At 71.7% G+C, this 24,520-nt stretch carries 26 protein-coding genes; 18 read left to right on the top strand and 8 right to left on the bottom strand.

Annotation, left to right across the window (positions count from 1 at the left end; genetic code table 11):
• Positions 1 to 98 precede the first annotated feature (98 nt).
• The 4 genes from ACTWQR_RS29200 to ACTWQR_RS29185 all read left to right on the top strand — a co-directional run bounded on the left by ACTWQR_RS29200 (position 99) and on the right by ACTWQR_RS29185 (position 3,231).
• Complete coding sequence (locus ACTWQR_RS29200) at positions 99 to 632, top strand: DUF5134 domain-containing protein (RefSeq protein WP_443230177.1); 534 nt, start codon at positions 99 to 101, stop codon at positions 630 to 632.
• Positions 633 to 771: 139 nt separating this feature from the next.
• Positions 772 to 1,704: a M56 family metallopeptidase gene (locus ACTWQR_RS29195; RefSeq protein ID WP_443230176.1), complete on the top strand. Its 933-nt coding sequence runs from the start codon at positions 772 to 774 to the stop codon at positions 1,702 to 1,704.
• A gap of 59 nt (positions 1,705 to 1,763) precedes the next feature.
• Positions 1,764 to 2,450, top strand: coding sequence for a phosphatase PAP2 family protein (locus tag ACTWQR_RS29190; RefSeq protein WP_443230175.1), 687 nt, complete (start codon positions 1,764 to 1,766; stop codon positions 2,448 to 2,450).
• A 67-nt stretch (positions 2,451 to 2,517) separates the two neighbouring features.
• Positions 2,518 to 3,231: an HAD family hydrolase gene (locus ACTWQR_RS29185; RefSeq protein WP_443230174.1), complete on the top strand. Its 714-nt coding sequence runs from the start codon at positions 2,518 to 2,520 to the stop codon at positions 3,229 to 3,231.
• Between the two features lie 39 nt (positions 3,232 to 3,270).
• Here ACTWQR_RS29185 and ACTWQR_RS29180 read toward each other — a convergent pair whose 3' ends face one another.
• On the bottom strand, positions 3,271 to 3,516 hold the full coding sequence (locus ACTWQR_RS29180) for a DUF2630 family protein (protein WP_443230173.1): 246 nt from the start codon (positions 3,514 to 3,516) through the stop codon (positions 3,271 to 3,273).
• Positions 3,517 to 3,766: 250 nt separating this feature from the next.
• Here ACTWQR_RS29180 and ACTWQR_RS29175 point away from each other — a divergent pair, with 250 nt between their 5' ends.
• A complete protein-coding gene (locus ACTWQR_RS29175) occupies positions 3,767 to 4,504 on the top strand; it encodes a TetR/AcrR family transcriptional regulator (RefSeq protein WP_443230172.1) in 738 nt (245 codons plus the stop codon).
• On the opposite strand, the gene ACTWQR_RS29170 is transcribed toward ACTWQR_RS29175, so the two are convergent.
• Complete coding sequence (locus ACTWQR_RS29170; protein ID WP_443230171.1) at positions 4,492 to 5,994, bottom strand: LVIVD repeat-containing protein; 1,503 nt, start codon at positions 5,992 to 5,994, stop codon at positions 4,492 to 4,494. The two genes, ACTWQR_RS29175 and ACTWQR_RS29170, sit on opposite strands and share 13 nt — an antisense overlap.
• A 173-nt stretch (positions 5,995 to 6,167) precedes the next feature.
• Here ACTWQR_RS29170 and ACTWQR_RS29165 point away from each other — a divergent pair, with 173 nt between their 5' ends.
• Positions 6,168 to 6,845: a DUF305 domain-containing protein gene (locus ACTWQR_RS29165; RefSeq protein WP_443230170.1), complete on the top strand. Its 678-nt coding sequence runs from the start codon at positions 6,168 to 6,170 to the stop codon at positions 6,843 to 6,845.
• Between the two features lie 94 nt (positions 6,846 to 6,939).
• Here the strand turns inward: ACTWQR_RS29165 and ACTWQR_RS29160 are convergent, their stop codons facing one another.
• Positions 6,940 to 7,425 (bottom strand): DUF6214 family protein, encoded by a 486-nt coding sequence (locus ACTWQR_RS29160; RefSeq protein ID WP_443230169.1) that lies wholly within the window; start codon positions 7,423 to 7,425, stop codon positions 6,940 to 6,942.
• A 247-nt stretch (positions 7,426 to 7,672) separates the two neighbouring features.
• Here ACTWQR_RS29160 and ACTWQR_RS29155 point away from each other — a divergent pair, with 247 nt between their 5' ends.
• Entirely contained in the window at positions 7,673 to 9,025 is a 1,353-nt protein-coding gene (locus ACTWQR_RS29155) for an FAD-dependent oxidoreductase (protein ID WP_443230168.1), read from the top strand.
• A gap of 259 nt (positions 9,026 to 9,284) precedes the next feature.
• On the top strand, positions 9,285 to 10,682 hold the full coding sequence (locus ACTWQR_RS29150) for a nucleobase:cation symporter-2 family protein (RefSeq protein ID WP_443230167.1): 1,398 nt from the start codon (positions 9,285 to 9,287) through the stop codon (positions 10,680 to 10,682).
• On the opposite strand, the gene ACTWQR_RS29145 is transcribed toward ACTWQR_RS29150, so the two are convergent.
• Positions 10,602 to 10,961, bottom strand: coding sequence for an ArsR/SmtB family transcription factor (locus ACTWQR_RS29145; RefSeq protein ID WP_443230166.1), 360 nt, complete (start codon positions 10,959 to 10,961; stop codon positions 10,602 to 10,604). The two genes, ACTWQR_RS29150 and ACTWQR_RS29145, sit on opposite strands and share 81 nt — an antisense overlap.
• 170 nt (positions 10,962 to 11,131) lie before the next feature.
• Between ACTWQR_RS29145 and ACTWQR_RS29140 the strand changes: the two genes are divergently transcribed.
• Positions 11,132 to 12,211 (top strand): NADH:flavin oxidoreductase/NADH oxidase, encoded by a 1,080-nt coding sequence (locus ACTWQR_RS29140; protein ID WP_443230165.1) that lies wholly within the window; start codon positions 11,132 to 11,134, stop codon positions 12,209 to 12,211.
• Between the two features lie 105 nt (positions 12,212 to 12,316).
• Here the strand turns inward: ACTWQR_RS29140 and ACTWQR_RS29135 are convergent, their stop codons facing one another.
• On the bottom strand, positions 12,317 to 12,889 hold the full coding sequence (locus ACTWQR_RS29135; protein ID WP_443230164.1) for an Rv1733c family protein: 573 nt from the start codon (positions 12,887 to 12,889) through the stop codon (positions 12,317 to 12,319).
• Positions 12,890 to 13,100: 211 nt separating this feature from the next.
• On the opposite strand from ACTWQR_RS29135, the gene ACTWQR_RS29130 reads away from it, so the two are divergent.
• The 4 genes from ACTWQR_RS29130 (at position 13,101) to ACTWQR_RS29115 (ending at position 17,124) form a co-directional block, all read left to right on the top strand.
• Complete coding sequence (locus ACTWQR_RS29130) at positions 13,101 to 14,186, top strand: WD40/YVTN/BNR-like repeat-containing protein (protein WP_443230163.1); 1,086 nt, start codon at positions 13,101 to 13,103, stop codon at positions 14,184 to 14,186.
• Positions 14,187 to 14,299: 113 nt separating this feature from the next.
• On the top strand, positions 14,300 to 14,977 hold the full coding sequence (locus tag ACTWQR_RS29125; RefSeq protein ID WP_443230162.1) for a uracil-DNA glycosylase: 678 nt from the start codon (positions 14,300 to 14,302) through the stop codon (positions 14,975 to 14,977).
• A complete protein-coding gene (locus ACTWQR_RS29120; protein WP_443230161.1) occupies positions 14,974 to 16,005 on the top strand; it encodes an N-acetylglucosamine kinase in 1,032 nt (343 codons plus the stop codon). Before ACTWQR_RS29125 ends, ACTWQR_RS29120 begins: the two co-directional genes overlap by 4 nt.
• A 195-nt stretch (positions 16,006 to 16,200) precedes the next feature.
• A complete protein-coding gene (locus tag ACTWQR_RS29115; protein WP_443230160.1) occupies positions 16,201 to 17,124 on the top strand; it encodes a sirohydrochlorin chelatase in 924 nt (307 codons plus the stop codon).
• A 231-nt stretch (positions 17,125 to 17,355) separates the two neighbouring features.
• Here the strand turns inward: ACTWQR_RS29115 and ACTWQR_RS29110 are convergent, their stop codons facing one another.
• Positions 17,356 to 18,414 (bottom strand): lactonase family protein, encoded by a 1,059-nt coding sequence (locus tag ACTWQR_RS29110; protein ID WP_443230159.1) that lies wholly within the window; start codon positions 18,412 to 18,414, stop codon positions 17,356 to 17,358.
• A gap of 258 nt (positions 18,415 to 18,672) precedes the next feature.
• Here ACTWQR_RS29110 and ACTWQR_RS29105 point away from each other — a divergent pair, with 258 nt between their 5' ends.
• Entirely contained in the window at positions 18,673 to 18,849 is a 177-nt protein-coding gene (locus tag ACTWQR_RS29105; RefSeq protein ID WP_443230158.1) for a hypothetical protein, read from the top strand.
• A 349-nt stretch (positions 18,850 to 19,198) separates the two neighbouring features.
• Here the strand turns inward: ACTWQR_RS29105 and ACTWQR_RS29100 are convergent, their stop codons facing one another.
• On the bottom strand, positions 19,199 to 20,707 hold the full coding sequence (locus ACTWQR_RS29100; protein WP_443230234.1) for an FUSC family protein: 1,509 nt from the start codon (positions 20,705 to 20,707) through the stop codon (positions 19,199 to 19,201).
• Between the two features lie 237 nt (positions 20,708 to 20,944).
• Between ACTWQR_RS29100 and ACTWQR_RS29095 the strand changes: the two genes are divergently transcribed.
• Together ACTWQR_RS29095 and ACTWQR_RS29090 are read left to right on the top strand one after the other, a co-directional pair.
• A complete protein-coding gene (locus ACTWQR_RS29095; protein ID WP_443230157.1) occupies positions 20,945 to 21,421 on the top strand; it encodes an Lrp/AsnC family transcriptional regulator in 477 nt (158 codons plus the stop codon).
• Between the two features lie 19 nt (positions 21,422 to 21,440).
• On the top strand, positions 21,441 to 22,136 hold the full coding sequence (locus tag ACTWQR_RS29090) for an HAD family hydrolase (RefSeq protein ID WP_443230156.1): 696 nt from the start codon (positions 21,441 to 21,443) through the stop codon (positions 22,134 to 22,136).
• Between the two features lie 160 nt (positions 22,137 to 22,296).
• Here the strand turns inward: ACTWQR_RS29090 and ACTWQR_RS29085 are convergent, their stop codons facing one another.
• Positions 22,297 to 23,655: an alpha/beta hydrolase gene (locus ACTWQR_RS29085; protein WP_443230155.1), complete on the bottom strand. Its 1,359-nt coding sequence runs from the start codon at positions 23,653 to 23,655 to the stop codon at positions 22,297 to 22,299.
• A 156-nt stretch (positions 23,656 to 23,811) separates the two neighbouring features.
• On the opposite strand from ACTWQR_RS29085, the gene ACTWQR_RS29080 reads away from it, so the two are divergent.
• Together ACTWQR_RS29080 and ACTWQR_RS29075 are read left to right on the top strand one after the other, a co-directional pair.
• Entirely contained in the window at positions 23,812 to 24,033 is a 222-nt protein-coding gene (locus ACTWQR_RS29080; RefSeq protein WP_443230154.1) for a heavy-metal-associated domain-containing protein, read from the top strand.
• Positions 24,034 to 24,117: 84 nt separating this feature from the next.
• Positions 24,118 to 24,486 (top strand): BlaI/MecI/CopY family transcriptional regulator, encoded by a 369-nt coding sequence (locus ACTWQR_RS29075; RefSeq protein ID WP_443230153.1) that lies wholly within the window; start codon positions 24,118 to 24,120, stop codon positions 24,484 to 24,486.
• Positions 24,487 to 24,520 lie beyond the last annotated feature (34 nt).

Genomic DNA, 24,520 nt, shown 5'->3' with positions numbered 1-24,520 from the left:
GCGCTCGCTTGCGCACCGCCCGGATCGGGCATCCCTTCGACCGGACGGTTCTGACTGTCCGATCCGGCTGTCCGACACCGTCGACGGGGAGGTGCGCGGTGCACGGACCGACATCGCCCGGCTGGCTGCTCGTCGTGCTGTGCGCGGCGACCGGCGCCTACTGTCTGCTGCGGATGCGCAGCACCCTCGAGGAGCAGCGCCGCACCGCGGGCGGCGAGGCGCTCATGGGATTCGGCATGGCCGCGATGGCCGTGCCCGCGGCCGCGCTGGCGCCGCCCCGCTGGGCCTGGCTCGCCTACGCGGCCGTGTTCGGCACGGCCGCGCTGCACGCTCTCTGGGCGGCACGGACCGGCGCGCACCATCTGCACCACCTGGTGGGCGCGTCCGCGATGGTCTACATGGCCGCGGTGATGGCGAGCGGAGCGCACGCCGGGGTTCCCGTGCTGACGGGGGTGCTCCTCGTGTACTTCACCGGGTACGTGCTGTGGACCGGCACGCGGCTGGTACCGGTCGCGGTCGGCGGGCACCAAGGGGGCGTACGGACGACCGGCTGGGGCGATCGGCTGGAACTGGCCCGGGCCTGCCGGCTCTCGATGGGCATCGGGATGCTCGCCATGCTTCTCACACTCTGAAACCGGGCTTCTCACACTCTGAGTCGAGCTGCGGTGGAGATTCCGCGGCCGAGCGGTAGGTCCTTTACGAAACCGTGGTCTGCGTCACTTGCCGCGCCGGCCCGTATCCTCCGACGCGGCCCGCTCATAGTCTGCTCCCATGATGGTCCCCGCGGCACTGCTGCTGCTCGGCGCCCTGACCGCCGTTGTCGCCCCGCGGCTGCTCGCCCGAACGGACTGGCCGGACCGAGAACCGGTGGTCGCCCTGTGGGTGTGGCAGTGCGTGGTGGCGGCCGTTCTGCTGTGCTGCGCACTGTCTATGACGCTCAGCGCGGCCGCCGCCTGGCAGGCGGTCCGCGGCCAGGTGTTCGCCCCCGCGCCGCGCACCGTCGTGGAGGCGTACGCACTCGCGGGTGGGCCCTGGGCCGCGACGCTCGCCGTGACGCTCGCGCTCGGCGGCGTGTGGAGCGCGGCGATGCTGGTCCGCGAGATCGCCCGGGCTCGGTCCCGCCGCCGTCAACGGCGGACCGAACTCCTCGTACGCGCCCCGCTGTTGCCCGGTGAGGAGCCGGGCAGTGATCGTCTGGTCGTCATCGAGGCCGAGCGGCCGGACGCCTGGTGGCTGTCCGGAGCCGCGCCCCAACTCGTCATCACCACGGCCGCGTTGCGCCGCCTCGAGGGGCGGCAGCTGGACGCCGTACTCGCCCATGAGCAGGGGCACGCGCGGGCCCGGCACGACTGGCTGCTGCACTCCTCGGCAGCGCTGGCCAACGGTTTCCCGCAGGTCCCGGTGTTCGCGGCGTTCCGCGACGAGATGCACCGGCTGGTCGAACTCGCCGCCGACGACATGGCGTCACGCCGCTTCGGCCGGCTGACGATCGCCCTCGCGCTGGTGGAACTCAACGAGGACCGGGGGGTGTTCGGCCCCTGCCCCACTCCGGGGGCACATGTCCCGCAGCGCGTCGACCGGCTGCTCGCTCCCCCGGACCGCCTCCCGGCCGTCCGCCGGCTCCGGCTCACGGCCGCCGCGGCACTGGTGCCGGTGGTCCCGGTCCTGGTGACCTTCGTGCCGGGTCTGCGGGCGCTGGGGTAGTCAGGGGGGGGCACACCCCGGGTTCGCCTCCGGCCCCACCGATCGGCGAGGATCATTACATGCACTCCCCCTCCGTCGACTCGCCGCCCCACACGTCAGGTCCCGGAATCGCGCTGCGCTTCGCGGCGGTCCTCGCCGTTCCCTCCGTGCTGCTGCTCATCCTGGTCGCGGCGTCCTGGGACCCGCTCATGTCCCTTGACGGCGACATCGCGCGCACGACTCACCGCTGGGCCGTCGACGACCCCGATCTGACGCAGACGTCCCGCATCCTGACGGACTGGGTGTGGGACCCATGGACGATGCGTGCCCTGTGCGCCGCCGCCGTGCTCTGGCTCGTGCTGCGCCACGCGGCATGGTGGCTCGCCCTGTGGGTGGCGGCCACATGTGCGCTCGGCACACTGCTGCAGCAGGGGCTGAAGGCGGCGATCGGCCGGGACCGCCCTGTCTGGCCCGACCCCGTGGACTCCGCCCACTACTCGGCCTTCCCCTCCGGCCACGCCATGACGGCCGCGGTCGTGTGCGGTCTGCTGCTGTGGCTCCTCCACCTGTACGGCGCCGGACGCGTCCTGTGGCGTGCCGCGCTGGCCCTCGCGGTGGTGTCCGTCGTCGGCGTGGGCCTGACGCGGGTCTATCTGGGCGTGCACTGGCCGACGGACGTGCTCGGCGGCTGGCTTCTCGGCGCGGTGGCGGTGGCGCTGGCGGTGGCTTCGTACTCGAGGTTCCGGGGCGCCGCCGAGCCGCGCTGACAGCACGGCCGACCAGGCTGAGAACATGGCCGACCAGTTGGACAGAGCCGCCGGTAAGGTCCACCGCATGGCTGCCGTGCTGTTCGACTTCTCCGGAACCCTCTTCCGTATCGAATCCTCCGAGTCCTGGCTGCGCGCGGTGCTGGCCGAGGCCGGAGTCGCCCTGCCCGAGCCGGAGTTGCTCCGGGCGGCGAAGGAGCTGGAGACGGTGGGCGCGCTGCCGGGCGGGGCCCTCCCGTCGGGGCCGTTGCCGGACGACGTGGCCGCGGTGTGGGGCGTCCGCGACCGGAGCGCCGAGCTGCACCGGGCCGCGTACACCGGACTCTCCCGCCAGGTGACGCTCCCGGATCCGGAACTGCACGACGCGCTGTACGACCGCCACATGACCCCCGCCGCATGGCGCCCCTACCCCGACGCGGCCGAGGTGCTGGGCGCGCTGTGCGAGCGCGGTGTCGCCGTCGGAGTGGTGAGCAACATCGGCTGGGACCTGCGGCCCGTCTTCCGGGACCACGGCCTGGACCCGTACGTCGGCGCGTACGTCCTGTCGTACGAGCACGGCGTCCAGAAGCCGGACCCCAGGCTGTTCACGACCGCCTGCGAGGTGCTTGGGGTCGACCCGCGGGACACGCTGACGGTCGGCGACGACCGGCGCGCGGACGGCGGCGCGGCGGCCCTGGGCTGCGGCGTGCACTTCGTCGACCATCTGCCGGTGACCCAGCGGCCGGCCGGGCTTCTGCCCGTGCTGGGCCTGGTGGACTCAGACGCGTCGCGGACCTGGTGAGCCGAGACGTACCGTCCCGGCCACCGGGTGCCGCGCCCGTCAGCTCAGGTAACCCTCGACCTGCGACGACGGGCGTGCCTGTGCTTCGTCCGGGTTTTCGCCGAACTCCGTCTTCGCGCGCCGCTGGCGCAGCAGGTCCCAGCACTGGTCGAGTTCGCGTTCCAGCTGCCCGAGCCGTTCGTGTTCGGTCGTGCGATCGATCTGCCCGGACGCGAGGGCGTCCCGGAGCCTTCGTTCGTCGTCGACCATCGCCGTGATCCTGGCCAGAATCTGTTCTTGGTCCATGTCCGTACGCCTCCTCGGCATTCGAGCCCACTGTAAGGAGACAGCGACGGCTCGGCGACAGCCGCTGGTCGGACCCTGTGGCCCCGCGTGTGGCCCCGGGCGGCGGGTCCCGGCGTGCACTGTCCGACCGCCCGGGACGATCCCCCGCGTCGCCCCGAGCGGACGGCAGCCTGGAAAGCGTCCCTCACAGGGAACTCACCAGACGTCCTGAGTATAGTTGGCTGGCAGCCAGTCAACGCAGGAGTACAGGATGTCGCCTCGCAGCCCCGCGGTCAATGAAGAGTTGCGGCGGCGTTCCCGGGAGAGGCTTCTGCAGGCGGCACTTGAGCTTGTGAGCGAGCGTGGTTTCGAGGCCACGACACTGGGCGACATCGCCGACCGCGCGGGCTCCGCCCGTGGCCTCGTCTCGTACTACTTCCCGGGCAAGCGACAGCTCGTCCAGTCGGCCGTGCACCGGCTGATGCACCGCACCCTGGAAGAGGCGCTGGAGTGCGAGCCGCGCACCGAGGACGGCCAGGAGCTCATGGCGCGGACCATCGACGCCATCCTCGGCCTCGCCCGGGACCACCCCGTGCTGATGCGCCAGCACATGGCGGGCATCCTGCAGGGCGAGGGATTCATGCAGTGCGCGGAGCAGCGGCGTCTCGCGGAACTGCTCCGCGACACCATGGCCCGCTACGGCTCGCCGGACGCCGCCGTCGACTACCCGATGCTGCGCGCGCTCCTGATGGGCTCGGTGTACGCGGCCCTGGTGCCCGGAGTGCCCATGCCCCTGCGGGCTCTGCGGGCCGAGCTGTTCGGGCGCTACGGGCTCGACTGGGAGCGGGGTGTCCCGCCGGACGCCGAGGCGCCCGACGGGACGTATGCCGAGACGTACCGCAAGGACCTCTCACGGTTCTTCGCTCCCGAAAGCCGCGGGACAAGCCGCGAGGGAGGCCGTGAGACGGACGCGGCCGGGCAGACCGGCCGGACGGGTCAGTCGAAGTAGTCCGGCTGCGTCTGGACGTTGAGCTCGCCGAGGCGGACCCACTTCGCCGGGTCCGTGCGACGGTCGCTGATCTTCAGGACGTCGAAGCCCTTGGCGATGTCGTTCGAGTAGATGTAGCCGTTGTAGTAGTACGCCGACCAGGAACCGGCGACCTGGAGCGTGTCGGTGCTGACCGGACCGCGCTCGAAGTAGGCGATCTCCTTGGGCTTCGAGGAGTCCGTGAACTCCCAGACGGAGACGCCGCCCTGGTACCAGGCCTGGACCATGATGTCCTTGCCCTTGACCGGGATCAGCGAGCCGTTGTGGGCCACGCAGTTCTCGGTGTCCGCCTGGTGGCGGGGGATCTTGTAGTAGCTCTTGAAGACGAGCTTGCGGCTGTCACCCTTGCCAACGATGTCGTAGATGCCGTTGGCACCGCGGTTCGGACCGATGGCCGCGTTGCAGGTGGCCGCGCCGCCGCCGCCCAACTCATCGGTGAAGACGATCTTGTTGGCTTTCTGGTTGAAGCTCGCCGAGTGCCAGAACGCGAAGTTCACGTTGTCCTGGACCTGGTCGATGATCTTCGGGTTCTCCGGGTCCTTGATGGAGAACAGGATGCCGTCGCCCATGCAGGCCCCCGCCGCGAGGTCCTTGGAGGGCAGCACGGTGATGTCGTGGCAGCCGGTGGTCTTGGAGACGCCCGGGTTGGTGGGCGCGCCCGGGTTGCCGCCGCCGTCGGGTCCCGCACCGGGGAAGAGGACGGGGAAGTTCACAACCGCCGCCTTCTCGGGGGCACTTCGCGGCACCTTGATGACCGAGATGCCGTCGTGCGGCGGCTGGCAGTCGGGGAACGTGGCGCTCGGCGAGTACGAGGAGACGTAGATGTAGACGTTCTTGCGCTCCGGCACCAGCGTGTTGGTGTGCGAGCCGCAGGCGGTCTCGACGGCGGCGACGTACTTCGGGTTCTTCTTGTCGCTGATGTCGAAGACCTTCATGCCCTCCCACGAGGACTTCTCGGTCGCGGGCTGCGTGGTGCTGCTGCAGGAGTTGTCGCTGCGCGAGGAGTCGGTGGAGAGGAAGAGCAGGTTGCCGGAGACGGAGATGTCGTTCTGCGAGCCCGGGCAGAGCACCTGGGAGACCGTCTTCGGGGCCTTCGGGTTGCTGATGTCGAAGATGCGGAAGCCGTCGTAGTTGCCGGCGAACGCGTACCTGCCCTGGAAGGCAAGGTCCGAATTGAAGCCGGGCAGCGCGTCCTTGGGGACGTTCGCGAGGTGCTTGATGTTGTCCGAGTGGACGATCTCGTCCTGTCCCGGTATCTCGCCGCTCGCGATCGCCGCCCTGGCCTCGGCCGCCTCGCTCTTGGAGACCTTCTCGGAAGCGGCCGGCGCGTCCCCGGGGTCTGGGGTCGCGACCGCCGGAGCGGCTGTGAGCAGTGCTGCGAGGAGTCCCGCCGCGGTGGCGGCAACTCCCAGACGTCTGCGCCGTGTTCGGTGGTTGTTCAACAGGGTCACTGCGTCCTCCCTTGTATCCGTTCGCAGTTGAACGGTTCAGGCACCCCCGAAGTATCGTCTTCATCATGCACAGATCAACAGATGGCAACACACTCGTAATGAATGTTTTTGATCAACGATGTACGGAAGCGTGCTAGGACGGGCATCAACACTCACGAGGTGTGTGTCGATTCATGTGCCACAAGTGCCAGGAGGTCGCTGTGCTCTCTCGCCGTACGTCCCGCCGTTTGATCACGGCGTCCGTGACGGCCGCCGTCCTCGCGCTCGGTGGCTGCACCGGCTCGGACGAGGAGACCAAGTCCGCGTCGGGCACCGGCCCTTCGGTGATCGCGCCGGGCAAGCCGGGCGAGGCCGCAGAGACACTCTCCGCCGAGGACGCGGCGAAGCAGCGCACCGACGACGACTCCCCCAACTCGGCGGACATCGACTACGCGCGAATGATGATCGACCATCACACCCAGGCCCTCGAAATGACCGAACTCGCCTCGAAGCGCGCCGAGTCGACCCGAGTGAAGCGGCTCGCCGAGCGGATCGCGGCCGCACAGGGGCCGGAGATCGACTCCATGGAGGGCTGGCTCAAGACCAATGGCGGCAAGGAGAAGAGCGGCGGGCACGGCCACGAGGCGATGCCGGGCATGGCGACCGAGGCGCAGCTGAAGAAGTTGAGCGCGGCCGAGGGCAAGGCGTTCGACGAGCTCTTCCTGAAACTGATGATCACCCATCACACCGGGGCGATCACCATGGCCACGGACGTCCTCGCGCAGGGCAACAACATTCAGATCGGCGAGATGGCCGACGACGTGATCGCGCAGCAGACGAGCGAGATCAACCGGATGCGCGAGATGTCCTGACGGGACCTTTCGGCGTCGGACGGCCAGGGACCTGATGGATCCACCTGGCGTCGCGGAGATGCGTCAGGAGCCCTGCACCGGCCCCGGAGGTCCGTCAGCGGCGGGCATGGCGCGGCGCCAGGAAGCCCGCGTCCCGTGCCCCGGCGATCAGCCTCAGCGCGCGACGCCTGCTGCGGCTGGTCGCGATCATCACCGCGAGCACCGGATCCCGCCCCGCCTCCTGAGCCGCCAGATACTCCTCGGCGACGAAGCGGCGGCGCTCGATGCCACGCCGCGGGGCGGTGCGCGGGTCGGGCCGCGCGGGCCGCTTCTCCGGGGCTCCGCTGCCGGGGGCGGCGCGCTCCGGTTCGACCGCGCTCCCGCACACGTCCAGGAGCCGGCCCTCGATCCAGTCCGGGAGCACGGCCAAGTCGTCGCGGGAGAGCGCGGGTTGGGCGCGAACGTCCTCGATGGAGACGTCTCCGCCGCACACCACGGCGAGTACGTCGACCCGGGCGCCGTCATCGAAGGAGAGGCGGACGTTGCACCACGTCGTGACGGTGTCGTGCTCCCGCACTTTCCAGGCGGGCCACACGGACACCGCACCATCCGGCCCATTGCGGTCACAGAGATTGAGAAAGGACGTTTCCAGCACATACGCAACGTAACCGCATGATCACATTCGCTGCGAACAGGGCACGCGTACGGTCCCGGCACGGCACCCCGTCGGCGCAGCACCCGCCCCTTCCCCGCCGCGGGCGCTGCCGTCCCCTCCCCGGGCGCGCGGTGCGGTGCGATGCTGGAGCCAGCAGCGATCTCCTCGTTCTCCTCGGGGAAGGAGTTCCGCCGTGCTGCATGTCGCCGTCGTCGGTTCGGGACCGAGCGGGGTCTACACCGCGCAGAGTCTCGTCCAGCAGAGCCAGGTGCCCGGGGTCCGGGTGGACGTCCTGGACCGACTGCCATGCCCGTACGGCCTGGTGCGCTACGGCGTGGCGCCCGACCACGAGAAGATCAAGTCGCTGCAGAACAATCTGCGGACGGTTCTGGAGCACGAGCGCGTGCGGTTCCTGGGCGGCGTCCGGGTCGGCCCGGACGGCTTGCCGGCCGCCCGGCTGCGGGAGCTGTACCACGCGGTCGTGTACTGCGTGGGCGCCGCCGCGGACCGCCGCCTCGGCGTGCCCGGCGAGGAGCTGCCGGGCAGCTGGTCGGCGACCGAGTTCGTGTCCTGGTACAGCGCGCATCCGGATGCCGCGGCCGACCGATTCGTGCTCGGCGCGCGGGCGGCGGTCGTCATCGGCGTCGGGAACGTGGCGGTGGACGTGACCCGGATACTGGCCCGCGGCGCCGCCGAGCTGAGCCCCACCGACATGCCGCAGGCGGCGCTCTCCGCACTCGCCGAGAGCCACGTACGGGAGATCCACATGGTGGGGCGGCGCGGCCCGTCACAGGCCCGCTTCACCACCAAGGAGCTGCGGGAGCTGGGCGGCCTGCCGGACACCGAAGTAGTGGTGGATCCGGAGGAGTTGGCGCTCGATCCGGGGTATACGGATCCCGCCGGCCTGCCCAGCGCACAGCGCCGCAACGTCGAAGTGCTGCGCGGCTGGGCCGAGCGACCGCCGCTCGGCGCCTCCCGGCGGATCCGGCTCCGGTTCTTCCTGCGCCCGGTCGAACTGCTCCCCGAGGCCGGGCGCGTGGACGCGGTGCGCTTCGAGCGGACGGTGCCGGACGGGCACGGCGGCGTGACGGGGACCGGGCGGTACGAGGACATCGAGGCGCAGCTGGTGCTGCGTTCGGTCGGCTATCGCGGAGTGCCGCTGGACGGCCTGCCGTTCGACGCGGACCGCGGCACCGTGCCCCACCTCGCGGGCCGGGTCCTGCGGGACGGCTCGGTGGCACCCGGCGAGTACGTGGCGGGCTGGATCAAACGCGGCCCGACAGGCGTCATTGGCACCAACCGCCCGTGCGCGAAGGAAACGGTGACCTCACTGCTGGAGGACGCCCCCGCGCTCGTACGGCGTGAGGTGCCGGACGATCCGCTGGCCGTACTGCGGGCGGAGGGGCTGCGGCCGGTCGAGTGGGCGGGCTGGCAGGCGATCGAACGGGCGGAGGCGGAGCTGGGCGCTTCGCTCGGGCGAGGCGTGGTCAAGCTCCCCGACTGGCGGTCGCTGATGGAGGCGGCGAGGCAGGACAGCGCCCCGTAAGGGGGCGCGGGGCTGTGCCAGTATGCGGCTCCGCCGCGATGGGGGTCCCGCCTCTCGAGCGAAGTCGAGAGTGGGGGAGCGACCAGCCACACCCGACCCGCGGATTCCGCACGACCTCTTCCGCCCAGCCGAGTCGCAGACGCACCCGTGGGCATGACACCTAGCGGCAACAGACCGGAAATCAACAAACTGTTCAAGCCCCCTACGGTCACGTGCAGTCCCAGTCCCCAGTTCCGCTCCCGCCGTTCCTGGAGTGCCCATGGCAACCACCACCCCCGCACGACCCGTGCACCCCGTGGACGAGGTCCCACCCGTCCGCCAACTCGCCGCCTTCGGACTGCAGCACGTGCTGGCGATGTACGCGGGAGCCGTGGCGGTCCCGCTGATCGTGGGCAGCGCGATGAAGCTGTCGCCCGCGGACATGGCGTATCTGATCACGGCCGATCTGCTGCTGTGCGGTATCGCGACACTCATCCAGTGCGTCGGCTTCTGGCGCTTCGGGGTGCGGCTGCCGATCATGCAGGGGTGCACGTTCGCGGCCGTGGGACCGATGGTGCTGATCGGTACGGGTGAGGGCGGGCTGCCCGCGATCTACGGATCCGTGATCGTCGCCGGGCTCGCGATCATCCTGCTGGCGCCGGTCTTCGGGAAGCTGCTGCGGTTCTTCCCGCCGCTGGTCACGGGCACGGTGATCCTGATCATCGGGCTCTCGCTGCTTCCGGTGGCGGGCAACTGGGCGGCCGGCGGGGTGGGTTCCCCGGACTTCGGTGAACCGAAGAACCTGGGACTCGCCGCCTTCGTTCTCGCGGTGGTGCTCGGCGTACAGCGGTTCGCGCCGGTGTTCCTGAGCCGGATCGCCGTGCTGATCGGCATCGCGGTGGGTCTCGCGATCGCAGTGCCGTTCGACTTCACGGACTTCGGCGGGGTCGGCGACGCGGACTGGCTCGGGATCAGCACGCCGTTCCACTTCGGGGCACCCACGTTCGAGGCGTCGGCGATCGCGTCGATGCTGGTCGTGGCGCTGGTGACGATGACCGAGACCACGGGTGACTTCATCGCGGTCGGCGAGATGACCGACCGGAGGATCGAGCCCCGCACTCTCTCCGACGGACTGCGCGCCGACGGCCTGTCCACCGTCCTCGGCGGTGTCTTCAACACCTTCCCGTACACGGCGTACGCACAGAACGTCGGCCTCGTCGGGATGACGCGGGTCCGCAGCCGCTGGGTCGTCGCCACCGCCGGCGTCATCCTGGTCCTGCTCGGCCTGCTGCCCAAGCTGGGCGCGGTGGTCGCGGCGATACCGGCGCCGGTGCTCGGCGGCGCGGGTCTCGTCATGTTCGGCACGGTCGCCGCGAGCGGACTGCGGACGCTGGCCCAGGTGGACTTCAAGGGCAACAACAACATGACGGTGGTGGCCGTTTCGGTCGCCGTGGGCATGCTGCCGGTCGGTGTGCCGACGGTGTACGGGAAGTTCCCGGACTGGTTCCAGACGGTGATGAACAGCGGCATCAGCGCGGGCTGCCTGACGGCGATCGTGCTGAACCTGCTCTTCAACCACCTTCCCGGAAAGGGCGGTTCAGCTGCCCCCGACGCGGACGGCCTGGCGGACGGCGGCAGCGAGGACGCTGTCGAGAAGCCCCGGGAAGAGGTCGTCTAGGTCGTCCCGCCGCAGCCCGTTCATCTTGGCGGTGCCCCGGTAGATCTGCCGGATCACCCCGGCCTCGCGCAGCACCCGGAAGTGGTGCGTGGTCGTGGACTTGGTGACCGGCAGATCGAAGTGCGAACAGGAGAGCTCGTCGCCGTCGGCGGCGAGCTCTCGCACGACCTGGAGCCGCATCGGGTCGGAGAGCGCGTGCAGCACGGCTTCCAGACGGATCTCCTCACGCGCGGGGTGCGGAAGATCGCGGCTGCTGCTGGTCGTGGCGGCGGTGGTCACGGTGGCTCCAGTCCTCTCCGGTCCGGCCGGCCCGGCTGTTCCGGATGGTTCTTTGACCCGGAGATCTCCGGCGGATTCCATTGTACGAGGGACATCGTAGTTTGACATCCACCGTACTACGAGGTTTATCGTACAAGGAGTCCTCGGCCCCGTCACGAATGGAGTCCGCCGTGAGCGCGCTGTTCGAGCCCTACACCCTTCGCGATCTGACCGTCCCGAACCGGGTCTGGATGACACCGATGTGCCAGTACTCCGCGGTGCCGGAGGGTCCGGAGACCGGCGCCCCCAACGACTGGCACTTCGCCCACTACGGGGCGCGCGCCAGCGGCGGCACGGGCCTGATCATCGTCGAGGCCACCGCGGTCAGCCCCGAGGGGCGGATCACGCCGTACGACCTGGGCATCTGGAACGACACGCAGGTCGAGGCGTTCCGGCGGATCACGCGGTTCCTCAAGGGACAGGGCACGGTTCCCGGGGTGCAGCTCGCGCACAGCGGGCGCAAGGGCTCGACCGACCGCCCCTGGAAGGGCGGCGCCCCGGTCGGCCCGGACACGTACGGCTGGCGGCCGCTCGGCCCGAGCCCGGTCGCCTTCGACGACAACCACCCGGTGCCGACCGAGCTGACGGTGGACGGGATCCGGGAGGTCGTCGGCCGGTTCGCCGACGCCGCGCGGCGTGCGCTGGCCGCCGGGTTCGAGGTCGCCGAAATCCACGGCGCGCACGGCTACTTGATCGGAGAGTTCCTCTCCCCGCACTCCAACCGGCGCACGGACGAGTACGGCGGCTCGTACGAGAACCGGGTGCGCTTCGCCCTCGAAGTCGTGGACGCGGTGCGCGAGGTGTGGCCCGACGACAAGCCGCTCTTCTTCCGCATCTCGGCCACCGACTGGCTGGAGGCGAACGGCTGGACGGCCGACGACACGGTACGCCTCGCCGCCGAACTGACGGACCACGGCGTGGACCTGCTCGACGTGTCGACGGGCGGCAACGCGTCCGGCGTACGCATCCCCCTCGGCCCGGGCTACCAGGTCCCCTTCGCCGCGCGCGTCAAGAACGAGACGTCGATGGCCGTCGCCGCCGTCGGCCTGATCACCGATGCCGCGCAGGCCGAGAAGATCCTCTCCAACGGCGAGGCGGACGCGGTGCTGTTGGGCAGGGAACTGCTGCGCAACCCGTCGTGGGCCCGCCACGCGGCCCGCGAACTCGGGGGCGACGTGCATGTGCCGGACCAGTACCACCGGTCTGTCTGACGGCGGTTGCTACGCAGAGGGGGCGTTGTCGGGCGGACAGCGGTGTCAGGTCGGACGACGGCGGGTGAAGGCGGTCGACGGCGGGTGAAGACTCTCCCGGCTCTCTCAGCCCGTCTTCCACCCCCACTGAGGGCCGACCTGCTCCCACTCCGCGTCCCACCGATCCAGCCGCCGCCGCTCCAGACGCTCGCGCACCAGCCGCCCGCCCCCGTAGGGCACGGCCGCGGCGCTCATCCCGACCAGCGTCCCGACCAGCGCGCCTCGCAGGGCGGCCTGGGCCCGCGTGGCGGGCTTGGTGGCAAGGCGGCCGTCGCCGTCGGTCCACACGGTGACCGGAGTGCCGGCCGTGCTGCCCGCCTCGACCCGGGTCTGGCCCGTGTGCGCCGAACCGTCCGTCGCGGTCCAGCGGACCTCCGCCCACACCCGCTCGGCACCGGACGCGGTCGTGCCGGGCGCGCGCTCGGTGAGCAGGGCGAGTACGGGACGCCATTCGGCGCGCTGGTCGGCGAGGCTGTGCTCGACCGACTGCGCGGTCGCCAGACCCGCGAGCGCCCCGGCGAGCAGGGTCAGGGTCCACACGGCCAGCACGACCCAGCCCTCCAGCGTGTCGCTGCGGCGCCGCAGCGGATTGGGCCACCATCGCCACAGCAATACCCTCGGACCACGTAACGCCGCCATCGAAGGCCCCTCCTCGTCCCGAGCACGCACACCGGATCGTCTTCCCATACGGGAGCGGCCGCCGAGGTGCTCAGAAGGAGACGTATCCAACATCGTCGACGACCGTTGGGAGGCCTCTGACCTGCGTCGGCAGCGCGTCCAGGGGTGACTGTCAGTGCCTGGGTGCAGACTGGCCCGTATCTGGAGACAACGACGTCCGGAGGTGGCCGGCATGGCCGAGGTACTGCTCACGGTAGGCACACGCAAGGGACTGTTCGTCGGGCGGCGGCGCGGCGGTGTCTGGGAGTTCGACGACAGTCCGTACTTCAACGCCCAAGCGGTTTACTCGGTGGCCATCGACACCCGCGGTGACGTCCCGCGGCTCCTCGTCGGCGGGGACAGCGCGCACTGGGGCCCGTCGGTGTTCCACTCCGACGACCTGGGCCGCACCTGGACCGAGCCGGCCGAGCCCGCGGTGAAGTTCCCCCAGGACACCGGTGCCTCGCTGGAGCGGGTGTGGCAGCTGCACCCGTCGGCGGCCGAGCCGGACGTGGTGTACGCGGGCACGGAGCCGGCGGCCCTGTACCGCTCGACGGACCGCGGCGAGTCCTTCGAGCTCATGCGCGCGCTCTGGGAGCACCCCACCCGTTCGCAGTGGGTGCCGGGCGGCGGTGGAGAGGGCCTGCACACCGTCCTCACCGACGAGCGCGACCCCCTCGCGGTGACGGTCGCCGTCTCCACCGCCGGCGTCTTCCGCACCAAGGACGGCGGGACGACCTGGGAACCCTCCAACTCCGGTGTCTCCGCGGTGTTCCTGCCCGATCCGAACCCGGAGTTCGGCCAGTGCGTGCACAAGGTCGCGCGGGACGCGGCGACGCCGGACCGCCTGTACCTGCAGAACCACTGGGGCGTCTACCGCAGTGACGACGCGGGGGCCCACTGGACGGACATCGGCGAGGGGCTGCCGTCCACGTTCGGCTTCGCCGCGGCGGCCCATCCGCATCGTGGGGACACGGCGTACGTGTTCCCGATCAACGCCGACTCGGACCGGATCCCCGCGGACCGCCGATGTCGCGTCTTCCGCACGGCGGACGCGGGCAAGACCTGGGAGCCGCTCACCGCGGGACTGCCGCAGGAGGACCACTACGGCACGGTGCTGCGCGACGCGCTGTGCACGGACGACGCGGACCCGGCGGGCGTGTACTTCGGCAATCGCAACGGCGAGGTGTTCGCGTCGGCCGACGACGGGGACAGCTGGCAGCAGTTGGCGTCCCATCTGCCGGATGTGCTGTGCGTGCGGGCCGCGGTGATCGATTGAGCCCGTCGCCCGCCTCGGCCCCAACGCCCGTCGCCATCACCGCACATACCACCTTGAGCGGTGCGCCGACCACCGGTTGATCGACCACGTGTGTGCGGCAGTAGGGTGACGCCGTGGCACCACGACCGTTGCATGAAATCGTCGAACCGGGCTGGGCCAAGGCCCTCGACCCCGTGGCCGGACGGATCGCCGAGATGGGGGACTTCCTGCGCGCCGAGATCGCCGCGGGACGCACCTACCTCCCGGCGGGACCGAATGTGCTCCGGGCCTTCCAACAGCCCTTCGACGACGTCCGGGTCCTCATCGTCGGCCAGGACCCCTATCCGACACCGGGACACGCGGTGGGGCTTTCGTTCTCGGTCGCGCCCGAGGTGCGGCCGCTGCCCGGCAGTCTCATCAACATCTACCGGGAGCTGAACACCGACCTGGGCCTGCCCCCGCCGTCGAACGGTGACCTGACCCCCTGGACCCAGCAGGGCATCCTGCTGCTCAACAGGGCGCTCACCACGGCCCCGCGCCGTCCGGCGGCCCACCGCGGCAAGGGCTGGGAAGAGGTCACCGAGCAGGCGATACGGGCACTGGCGGCGCGGGGACGGCCCCTGGTGTCGATCCTGTGGGGGCGCGACGCCCGCAACCTCCGCCCGCTGCTCGGCGACCTGCCGTCGGTGGAGTCGTCGCATCCGTCACCGATGTCGGCGGACCGCGGCTTCTTCGGCTCACGTCCGTTCAGCCGGGCCAACGACCTGCTGGCCCGGCAGGGCGGCCAACCCGTGGACTGGCGACTGCCGTGACCCGTCCCGGCGGCGGGGTCTCGGGCGTACTGGGGGTGGACTCCGGGGGCTCAGGGCTGCGTGTCGTCGTGGCTGTCGACGGCGGCCGGGGCGCGGTGGCTCCGCTGGCGTCCAAGGAGCCGGTGCGCACCGGTCCGCGCGGCATCGACGCGAACCACATGCTGCAGCAACTGGTGCCGATGGCCCGGCAGTTGATGGCCGACGCGGGGGTCGGCACGCTCCGCGCCGTCGCCATCGGCGCGGCCGGCCTCACCACCCTGGGCGACGCGCTGCGCGCCGAGCTGCCGTCGGCGCTGGCCCGCGAGCTCGGCGTACGGAGACTCGCGCTGGTCGCCGACGCCGTCACGGCGTACACGGGTGCACTGGGGCAGCGGGTGGGCGCGGTCGTCGCGGCCGGCACCGGGATGATCGCGATCGGCACGGATCTGAAGAGCTGGCGCAGGGCGGACGGATGGGGCCATCTGCTCGGCGACTGCGGCGGCGGGTCCTGGATCGGACAAGCCGGCCTGGACGCGGCGCTGCGCGCCCACGACGGGCGGCCCGGGGGCTCGGCCCGGCTCCTGGCCCGCGCCGAGGAGATGTTCGGCTCGGCGGACGCGCTGCCGGGGCGGCTCTATCCGCGCACGGACCGCCCCGCCGTGCTGGCGTCCTTCGCACCCCAGGTGGCCGCCTGCGCCGAGAGCGACCCGGCGGCGGCCGAGATCCTGGCCGCCGCGGCCCGGCACATCGCCGACTCCGCGGCCGCGGTCTGTCCCGCCGAGGGGGACGCCGCGTCGGGGGAGGTCCAAGTCGCCCTCACGGGGGGACTGTTCAAGATGGGCGACCCCCTCCTCGTACCCCTGCGGACGGCACTGGCGGACCGGCTGCCGTATGCCCGGCAGGTCCCGGCCGCGGGCGACCCGCTCGACGGTGCCGTACGCATCGCCGTGGACCTGGCCGCCGACCGCCTGACGCTCCCGCGCGACGACAGCATGCTCCACGTCGTGGCGGAGGCGATGGACGCGACAGAAGTGCCAGAAGGGGCCTGAGGGGTCAAAGGTGCGAAAGGACCCCAGCGCCGATGAGGCGCATCCTCGAAGCCGGTCATCGGACCGATCGCCTTGATCCACCTATAACAAGTGAGATCAATCTGTACGTAACTCATCAGACAAAACCGGACGGATACCGCTCACCTGCACCCTCCCCGAACAGGGGAGCCCAGGAAACCAGTAACATGCGGCGCCATGAGCTCCCCCACTGGGCCCGCGTCCGGCCTGCCAGTACGAATGCCGCGACCCCGCCAGCCCGGGCGGCACCGCCGTCCGGAACCGCTGGCGGCTCCCGAGGGCGCGCCCGCGTTCGTCCTCGCGGTGCCGGGCACGCCCAGCGCCGCCGTCCGCAGCCTCGCCGAGGAGGTCGTGAGCATCGCGCGCTCCGAGCTGCCCGGCCTCGACGCCCGGATCGGGTACCTCGACGGGGACGATTCGGAGTTCCCCACGCTCCGGGCCGTGCTCGCGCACGCCGCCGAGGAGCGCGTCGCGCGCTTCGAGCAGGCCCGCGCCGCCGGTGTGGACGCGGCGGAGCCGGACGGCCCCGTCGCCGTGGTCGTGCCGCTGCTCGCCGGTCCGGACAACGCACTGCTGCGCCGGGTCCGCCAGGCCGTGATGGACAGCCGCGTCGCGGCCGACCTGACCGATGTGCTGGGCCCGCACCCGCTGCTCGCCGAGGCGCTGCACGTGCGCCTGTCGGAGGCCGGTCTGGCGCGTGCCGACCGCGCCCGGCTGTTCACCGTGGCGACCGCCGCGGACGGCATCATCCTGGCCTCCGTGGGCGGTGACGAGGCCGTGCAGGCGGCCGGGATCACCGGCATGCTGCTCGCCGCGCGGCTCGCCGTGCCGGTGATGGCGGCGGCGCTCGACGACGAGGGCGCGATCGCGGCCACCGCCGAGCAGCTGCGCAACTCGGGCTCCCAGCAGCTGGCGCTCGCCCCGTATCTGATCGGCCCCGAACTCGACGCGGGACTGCTCGACGCCGCCGCGAAGGAGGCGGGCTGTTCCGCCGCCGAGGCGCTCGGCCCGTACCCGGCGATCGGCAAGCTCGCGCTCGCGAAGTACACGACGGCGCTGGGCATCGCGCCGCAGCAGCCGCAGGGCGCGCCGGTCCGCTGACCGGACGAGCCGGAAGGCTGGGCAACCGGAAGGCCGCTGCCGCGCCAGCAAGACCCCCGAAGGGCCCGCTCCTGTGTCAGGAGCCGGGCCCTTCGGGGTTTCGGCGCAGGCTTCCGGGCCTGTGCCGGCCCGCGGGCCGTAAGGGGCGCGGGGCTGTGACATATGCGGCTCCACCGCGGGGCGCGACCAGCCCCCACCGGCCCGCGGGTCACCGTTCTTCCAGCGGAGCGCTCAGTCGAGTACCACGCAGGAAGCCGCGGGCGCCTTGACGGACCCGCCCCTGCGCGGCACTCCTGTGGCCGGATCCACCGCGAACCACGCGACGTCTCCGGAGCGCTCGTTCGCCACGTACAGGAAGCGGCCCGTCGGGTCGAGGGCGAGTGCCCTGGGCCAGGTGCCGCCGCACGGCACCGTCGCCACCAGCCGCAGCCCCTGCCCCTCGCCGGAGGTGCCGGCCGCGTCGGGCACCAGCACGGAGAGGACGTCCTGGCCGCGCGTGGCGGTCCACACGAAGCGGCCGTCGGGCGACACGACGATGCCGGACGGGTAGGCGTCGCCGTCGGGGAGGTCCGGCAGCACGGATGTCTCCCCGACCGGCCGGAGTACGCCTTCGGCGGCGTCCCAGCGGCAGGCGGTGACGGTCGGCGCGAGCTCGTTGAGGACGTACGCGCGCCGGCCGTCCGGGTGGAACACGAGATGCCGCGGCCCCGAGCCGGGCCGCAGGGCGATCTCGCGGTGCAGTACGAGCGCGCCGGCGCGCAACGCGCACACCCGCACCGAGTCGGTACCGAGGTCGACGCTCACGGCCCACCGGCGGCTCGGATCGGGCTGTACCTGGTGGGCGTGCGGGCCCTGCTGGCGCTGCCCGTGCGGGCCGGATCCCACGTGCCGCAGCACACCTGAGGCGGCGGCGAGGCTCCCGTCGTGGCGGACGGGCACGGCGGTGACGCTGCCGGAGCCGTAGTTGGCGGTCAGGAGGTGCCCGTCGAAGAGGCTCAGGTGCGTGGGCCCGCTGGCGCCGACCGGCACCAACGGACCGCTCAGGGAGGGTGTGTCGCCCTTCAGCCGGTACGCGGCTACCGCGCCCTCAGTCGTCTCGCTCACCGCGTAGAGCATGTCCCCGCCGGGCGACAGCGCGAGATACGAGGGGTCGGCGACTCCGTCCACGGCGCCGAGCACCGTCAGGGCACCGCTTTCCTCGTCCACGGCCGCGGTGAGGACGCCGAGGCCTCCCGCCGCCGTGAACGAGCCGATGTACGCCCGCCGCTGCCGCCCGTCGCCCTCTGTCACTGCGGTCCCCTCTCGGTGTCACGCTGTTCGGGGCGACGGTAGCAGTCATAGGCCTAGACCAGACGAGGGCCTTTCACCCGACTCCTCAGACCCTCAAGTCTCATCAGCCTCCTCAGCTTCCTCAGACAGGGACCTCCTCCCCGCATGCCCGGGCGCGCGCCTCCGGACAGTGCACGTAGGCGGGATGCCGCTCCACGGCCTCGTACGTCCGGTGAAGACCGGCGTGGCACTGCCCGGGATAGGTAGTTCTCCCGTCGTGTGCCGGTACGTTCCCGAGTCCGCGATCTCCGCGTGCGCGGCGGCGATCCGGCGGGCCGGGTCCCCGAGCCGTTCCTCTGTGTGGCGGAGGGCGATGAACTCGGCGGCGGCGAGGAAGAGGCCGTGCGGCTCGGTCGATGCCGGAAGGCCGTGGTGTACGTCATCCACGTCCCCTAGTTCGTTCCCTACGTCACGGGGACAACCATCGGCCGGAAGCCGACCCGGCCACGCAGCCGCGCCACCCGCCCGCTCCGCCCTCTCCGCCCTCTCCGCCCTTGGCGACGGAAACCCCACGCTCCCGCCCTCAGTGACGCGTTGTCCGGTTCTGCGCGGGACGTGCGGGACATGCAGCATGGCGCACCCCCAGGCGGCTCCGCCCGCGGACCGCGCCCGCACGGCCCGCGGGTGTTGTGCGGCTGATTGCCGCGGGATTACCCGCCCGGTGGCCTGATCCACCCTCTACGTGGCCGGTGAAACTGCCTCATTCACGGGCGGGATGTCCAACTGGTCGGCGTACGGCGAGGGTTCAGGCGCCCACGGCCGAGGACCGGCGCAGGGGCGTGGCCAGCGCGGCGAGTGCCCGTTCCAGGCCGTGGAGGTGGGCGAGGGCCTGCTCGGTCCCGGGGTGGTGGGCCTCGGCCCCGGAGTGGTGGCCAGAAACGCCCGTACCCGCCGTCACGGCGCGTTCCGGCACCGCGCCGACCAGGACCTCTACCGCCGCCTCGACGCGCCCGCAGGCGGCGGTGAGGCGGGCGTCGTGCGAGGCGTCCGGATCGGCGGCGACGGCCGCGAGTCCGCGTGCCTCCCGGGCGCAGTCGTCGAGGAGCGCGAGCACCTGGCGGGCCCGGGCCTTGCGGGCCCGCAGCGGGTTGAGGGGGTGCACGAGGGGCGCGAGCGCGAACCGGACCCGGCCGAGCAGCACCTCCAACTCCGCGGCCTGCGGCGCGGGATCGGCACCGGGGTCACCGGCAAGGCGCCGGCCCGCCGCCCCCGTGCAGCCGTGCACGGCGCGTACGGCCTGGCCCACCCAGCGGTCGGTGACGGCGTGCGTGGTGACCGGCAGGACCAGCGCGACGGCGAGCGCGGCACCGAGCGCGCCGGCGCCGGTCTCCGCCAGGCGCAGCCCCAGCAGGCCCGGGTGCAGCACGCCGAGCAGGCCGTACAGCAGGCCCGCCATGACGGTGACGAAGAACATCATCCAGCTGTACGAGAGCGCCGCGGTGTAGAAGATCCCCCAGACGCAGACGGCCACGATCGCCGCCGTGGGCGCGGGGGCGCCCTCCAGCGGTACGGCGATCAGCAGGCCTGCGACGATTCCGGTGACCGTGCCGACCACGCGCCGGAAGCCGCGTACGAGGGTCTCGCCGCGCGAGGACGTGTTGACGAAGATCCACCAGGCGGTGCCGACGGCCCAGTACCAGCGCTCGTGCGACAGGAACTGGCCCGCGGCCATGGCGAAGGCGCAGGCGGCCGTCGCCTGGAAGGCCTGCCGGGTGGTCGGCCGGGACAGGCCGCGGCCGGTCGGCGCGGCGGGCGCGGCCGGCGGCGGAGTGCGCCGCTCGATGCACCACGCGCCGAAACGCACCACCGAGGACGCGGCCAGCGACAGCGCCATCGCGGCGTACAGCTGCGGGAGTTCAGCCGGTACGGCGTGCAGGAACTGCGTGATGAAGAAGGTCATGAACGCGAAGATGCCGAGCGCGTGCCCGCGCGGTCCCCAGCGGCGGGCGTACACGCCGCAGAAGATCACGGCGAGCCAGATCGCGTCGCGCACGGTCGGCACCGCGTGCAGCGTGGTCGCCAGGGCCAGGACCGGGAAGCCGACGACGGGCAGCAGGGCGGTGGTGGCCGCTTGGCCGCGCACGGTCGGGTCGCCGACCGTGAACAGCGCGAGGAGCGCGGCGAGCCCGCCCGTGATCGAGGCGGGCAGCGAGAGTCCGGCGAGCTCCGACGCGGTCACGGCGAGACCGATGCCGAGCACGGCCCGCAGCGAGACCCGCATCCGTACCAGGCCCGGATCCGGAGCCATGAACATCTTCTTCACCGTCGGCACCCCCACTTCGCGTCGACCCCACCTTCAGGACGCACCTTCAGGGCATGGGAATGGCGCCGCGGGTCCGGAGCCGGCTTCCTTGCCGTCCGGCGCTTCGCGGCGCCATGAATACCGTCAAGATAAGCAGCAGAAGGACAGTGGCTCAACAGGCTCGGGATCGACTGGTCCATTGGTACTGTCAGGTGCGATCAGCCGATACCACAGGGAGGCCAACGGACCATGGCCGTGGACAAGCTCGACACCCGCATCCTGCGACTGCTCCTGGAACAGCCGCGCACCAGCGCGCGCGAGTACGCCCGGATCCTAGGTGTCGCCCGCGGCACGCTGCAGGCCCGGCTCGACCGGCTGGAGCGGGACGGCGTGATCACCGGTACGGGCCCGTCGCTCTCCCCCGCCGCGCTCGGCCACCCCGTGCTCGCGTTCGTGCACATCGAGGTCACCCAGGGGAATCTCGACGACGTGGGTGACGCGCTGGCCGCCGTGCCGGAGATCATCGAGGCGTTCTCGATCACCGGCGGAGGAGATCTGCTGACGCGGGTCGTCGCGCGGGACAACGGGCATCTGGAAGACGTGATCCAGTCGCTGATCAGCCTGCCGGGCGTCGTCCGCACCCGTACCGAGGTGGCACTGCGCGAGCGTGTGGCACAGCGGGTGCTGCCGCTGGTCGAGTCGATCGGCCGAGCGGCCCGGAATTGATCATTGGCATCCTGGACCCATGAGCACTCTCGGCAGCATTTCGGTCATCTTCGATCTCGACGGAACGCTCGTGGACAGCGAGCCGAACTACTACGAGGCAGGACGACAGACACTCGCCGGGCAGGGCGTCACGGACTTCACGTGGGCCGACCACGAGCGGTACGTCGGCATCAGCACACGGGAGACGGTGGCGCTCTGGAAGGAGCGGTACGCCCTCGACGCCCCGCTCGACGTGCTCCTCGCGGACAAGAACCGGCGCTATCTGGCGCTGGCCCGCGCGTCCACCCGTGTCTTCCCGGAGATGCGGAAGTTCGTGGAGCTGCTGGCCGGGGAAGACGTCCCGATGGCCGTGGCCTCGGGTTCCTCGCGCGAGGCCATCGAGGCGATCCTGGCGGGGACAGGACTGGACACCTATCTGCGGACGTTCGTCTCGGCGGACGAGGTCGCCCACGGCAAGCCCGCTCCCGACGTCTTCGTGGAAGCCGCGCGCCGGCTCGCGGCGGTCCCTGCGGACTGCGTGGTCCTCGAGGACGCCGCTCCGGGCGCGGCGGCGGCCCACGCGGCCGGCATGCGCTGCATCGCCGTTCCGTATGTCACGGCACAGGCCGACGACCCGTCGTTCGCCACGGCGGGGCTGCTCGTGCGGGGCGGGCAGGCCGAGTTCACGGCACGGGCGGCGTACGACTGGCTCGCGCGCCCAGTCCGGAACTCCTGAGCTTCCGGACCTCCTGAGCTTCCGGACCTCCTGAGGTTCCAGACCTCCTGGGCTTCCGGGCCTCCTGGGGTTCCGGGCCTCCTGGGCTTCCGGGCCTCGCCTCCTGAACGGACGACCCGGCCGGGGAGCCTGCCACCGGCGGCGGCAGGCTCCCGCGCGTTCACCTCAGTCCGGCGAGGAAGGGGGTGAGGGTGCGCGTCAGGGTGTTGTGCGGCGCGGCGGCGAAGAGCGGGTCGAGGTGGTTCATGCCGTTGTCGGTCTCGTAAGCCGCGTACGGGATACGGGAGTTGGCGACGACCTGGCGGGCCGCAGTGACGATCGTGCCCTGGGCGTAGCTCGTCTGGAGGGCGTAGAGCGGGACGTCCAGCTCCTCGGTGTGCCGCAGCCGCAGGCCGAGCGAGCGGGCCAGTTCGGTGTCGGCGTAGGGGTCGGCGACATCGAGGTCCACCGAGAGCCGGGACGGCCAGTACCACTCCCACACGGCCGGTTCCGGGCCCGCGTACGCCGTCGCGACGCGGCTGAGGGGGGTGATGCCCCCGTCGACCCAGCCGCGGACATCGCCGCTGTCGGCGAGGTGTCCCGAGTGCACGCTGATGTCGTTCGGCCAGCCGAAGCCCGCGTCCACCAGGGTGCCCAGCAGGGCGGCGTTGGTGACCGGGTACGGCGTCCGGAGGGCGTCGGGGAGCCGGGGCTGCAGGACCGAGCGGCCGTCGGGGTCGCGGTGTGCGTACCAGCCGGCGAGTTGGTACCAGATCTGCGTGCTCTCCGCGCGCCCACCCAGCCCGACGCCGCTCAGGGTCATGTCGAAGACGGCGCCGCCCTCGATGGCCGCCAGCCGCTCCCGTACCTCCTCCGGCGAGTTGCGGATCGGTTGGCCCGTCCCCTCGAAGGCCCCGCCCACACCGCCGTCGATCAGCACCAGGCCCGCGAGATCCCGGTACCCGGGGCGGCCGTCGAAGTCCCAGTTGGCGTACGTCATCGCAGTGGTCGCACCCCAGGAGTGGCCGCCGAGCACCACCCGGCGCCGGCCACCTCGGGCGGCGGCCGTCACGACCACGCGGAGGTCCTCCAGGGTGCGGGCCAGGCCCCAACCGGCGGCGAACCCGGAGGTGTTGGGGTCATGCGAGCGGTAGTGACCGTCCAGGTAGTACGCGACCGGGTCCGGGCCGGCGAACCCGGAGCGGTCGGCCAGGTTCTCCTCGCGCCGGTCGAACGCCCACACCTGCACCCCCGGCACGGCCTCGACCAGGTCCCGGGCGAGCAGCCGGAAGTCGTTGGCGGCTCCGAACATGCCCGGGACCAGCAGCAGTACCGTGTGCGCGGTGTCGGGCCCGACCTTGAGCACATGCACCCGGTCCGTGCCGGCCGGGCCGCCCCCGCCGCCCACTGTCAGCGGAACGTACGGCTCCCGCCGCGCCGCCCGCGCGGACGCGGTGGTCGCCCCGGCCGCGCCGGAGGCCAGGGCCAGACCGCCGATGAACCCGCCCAGCACTGCCCTGCGCGGCAGACCACTCGTCATATCGCTTTCCTTTCAAGGGACTTGCTTCCCTCCAGCTTCGTCCACCCCCTTCGCCTCTCGATCACCGGCCCTTGCATCCCGGGCCTCACCGGAGTAGACACGGAGACGCAAGACGCGATACCCGCCTGGGGTATGCAGGATCTCCGAGGAGGAACGGTGTCCGACCCAGTGAAGACCGAGTACCACGTGTCCGGCATGACCTGCGGCCACTGCGAGAGCGCGGTGAAGGAAGAGGTCTCGGCGCTCGAAACCGTCGTCGACGTCCAGGTGGACGTCTCCACGGGACGCGTCACCGTGGCCTCCAGCACCCCGCTCGACGACGCGCAGGTGCGCGCCGCCGTCGACGAGGCCGGCTACGAACTGACCGGGCGGATGTAACCCTCCGCCTCCGCCCGGGAAGTCCGACCTGGCCGGCGATCTACTATGGCCCTGCGCACTCGGCGACGAAAGGGAGTCAGGGCCATGCGACGGCTGGGGGACCTCGAGGCGGAGATCATGGACCGCCTCTGGACGTGGAAGCGCCCTGCGACGGTGCGCGAGGTCGTCGACGACATCAACAAGGTCCGCCCCGTCGCGTACACCACGGTGATGACGGTGACCAACATCCTGTACTCCAAAGGCTGGTTGCTGCGCGGCAAGCAGGGCAGGGCCTGGCTCTACACCCCGGTCCGCAGCCGTGAGGCGTATTCCGCCGCGCTCATGGAGGACGGTCTCGGGGCCAGCAAGGACCGGCCGGCGGCGCTGGTCCACTTCGTCGAGAACATGTCGGAGGACGAGGTCGCCGCCCTGCGCAAGGCCCTGCGGAACGTGGGACGACAGGCCAAGCCGTGACCGCGCCCTGAGGGCGGGCACCGTCTTGTTCACC

It is taken from the genome of Streptomyces sp. 2A115 (assembly GCF_052245575.1).
Lineage (GTDB): Bacteria > Actinomycetota > Actinomycetes > Streptomycetales > Streptomycetaceae > Streptomyces.
This window is presented reverse-complemented; position numbering and strand designations above follow the sequence as displayed.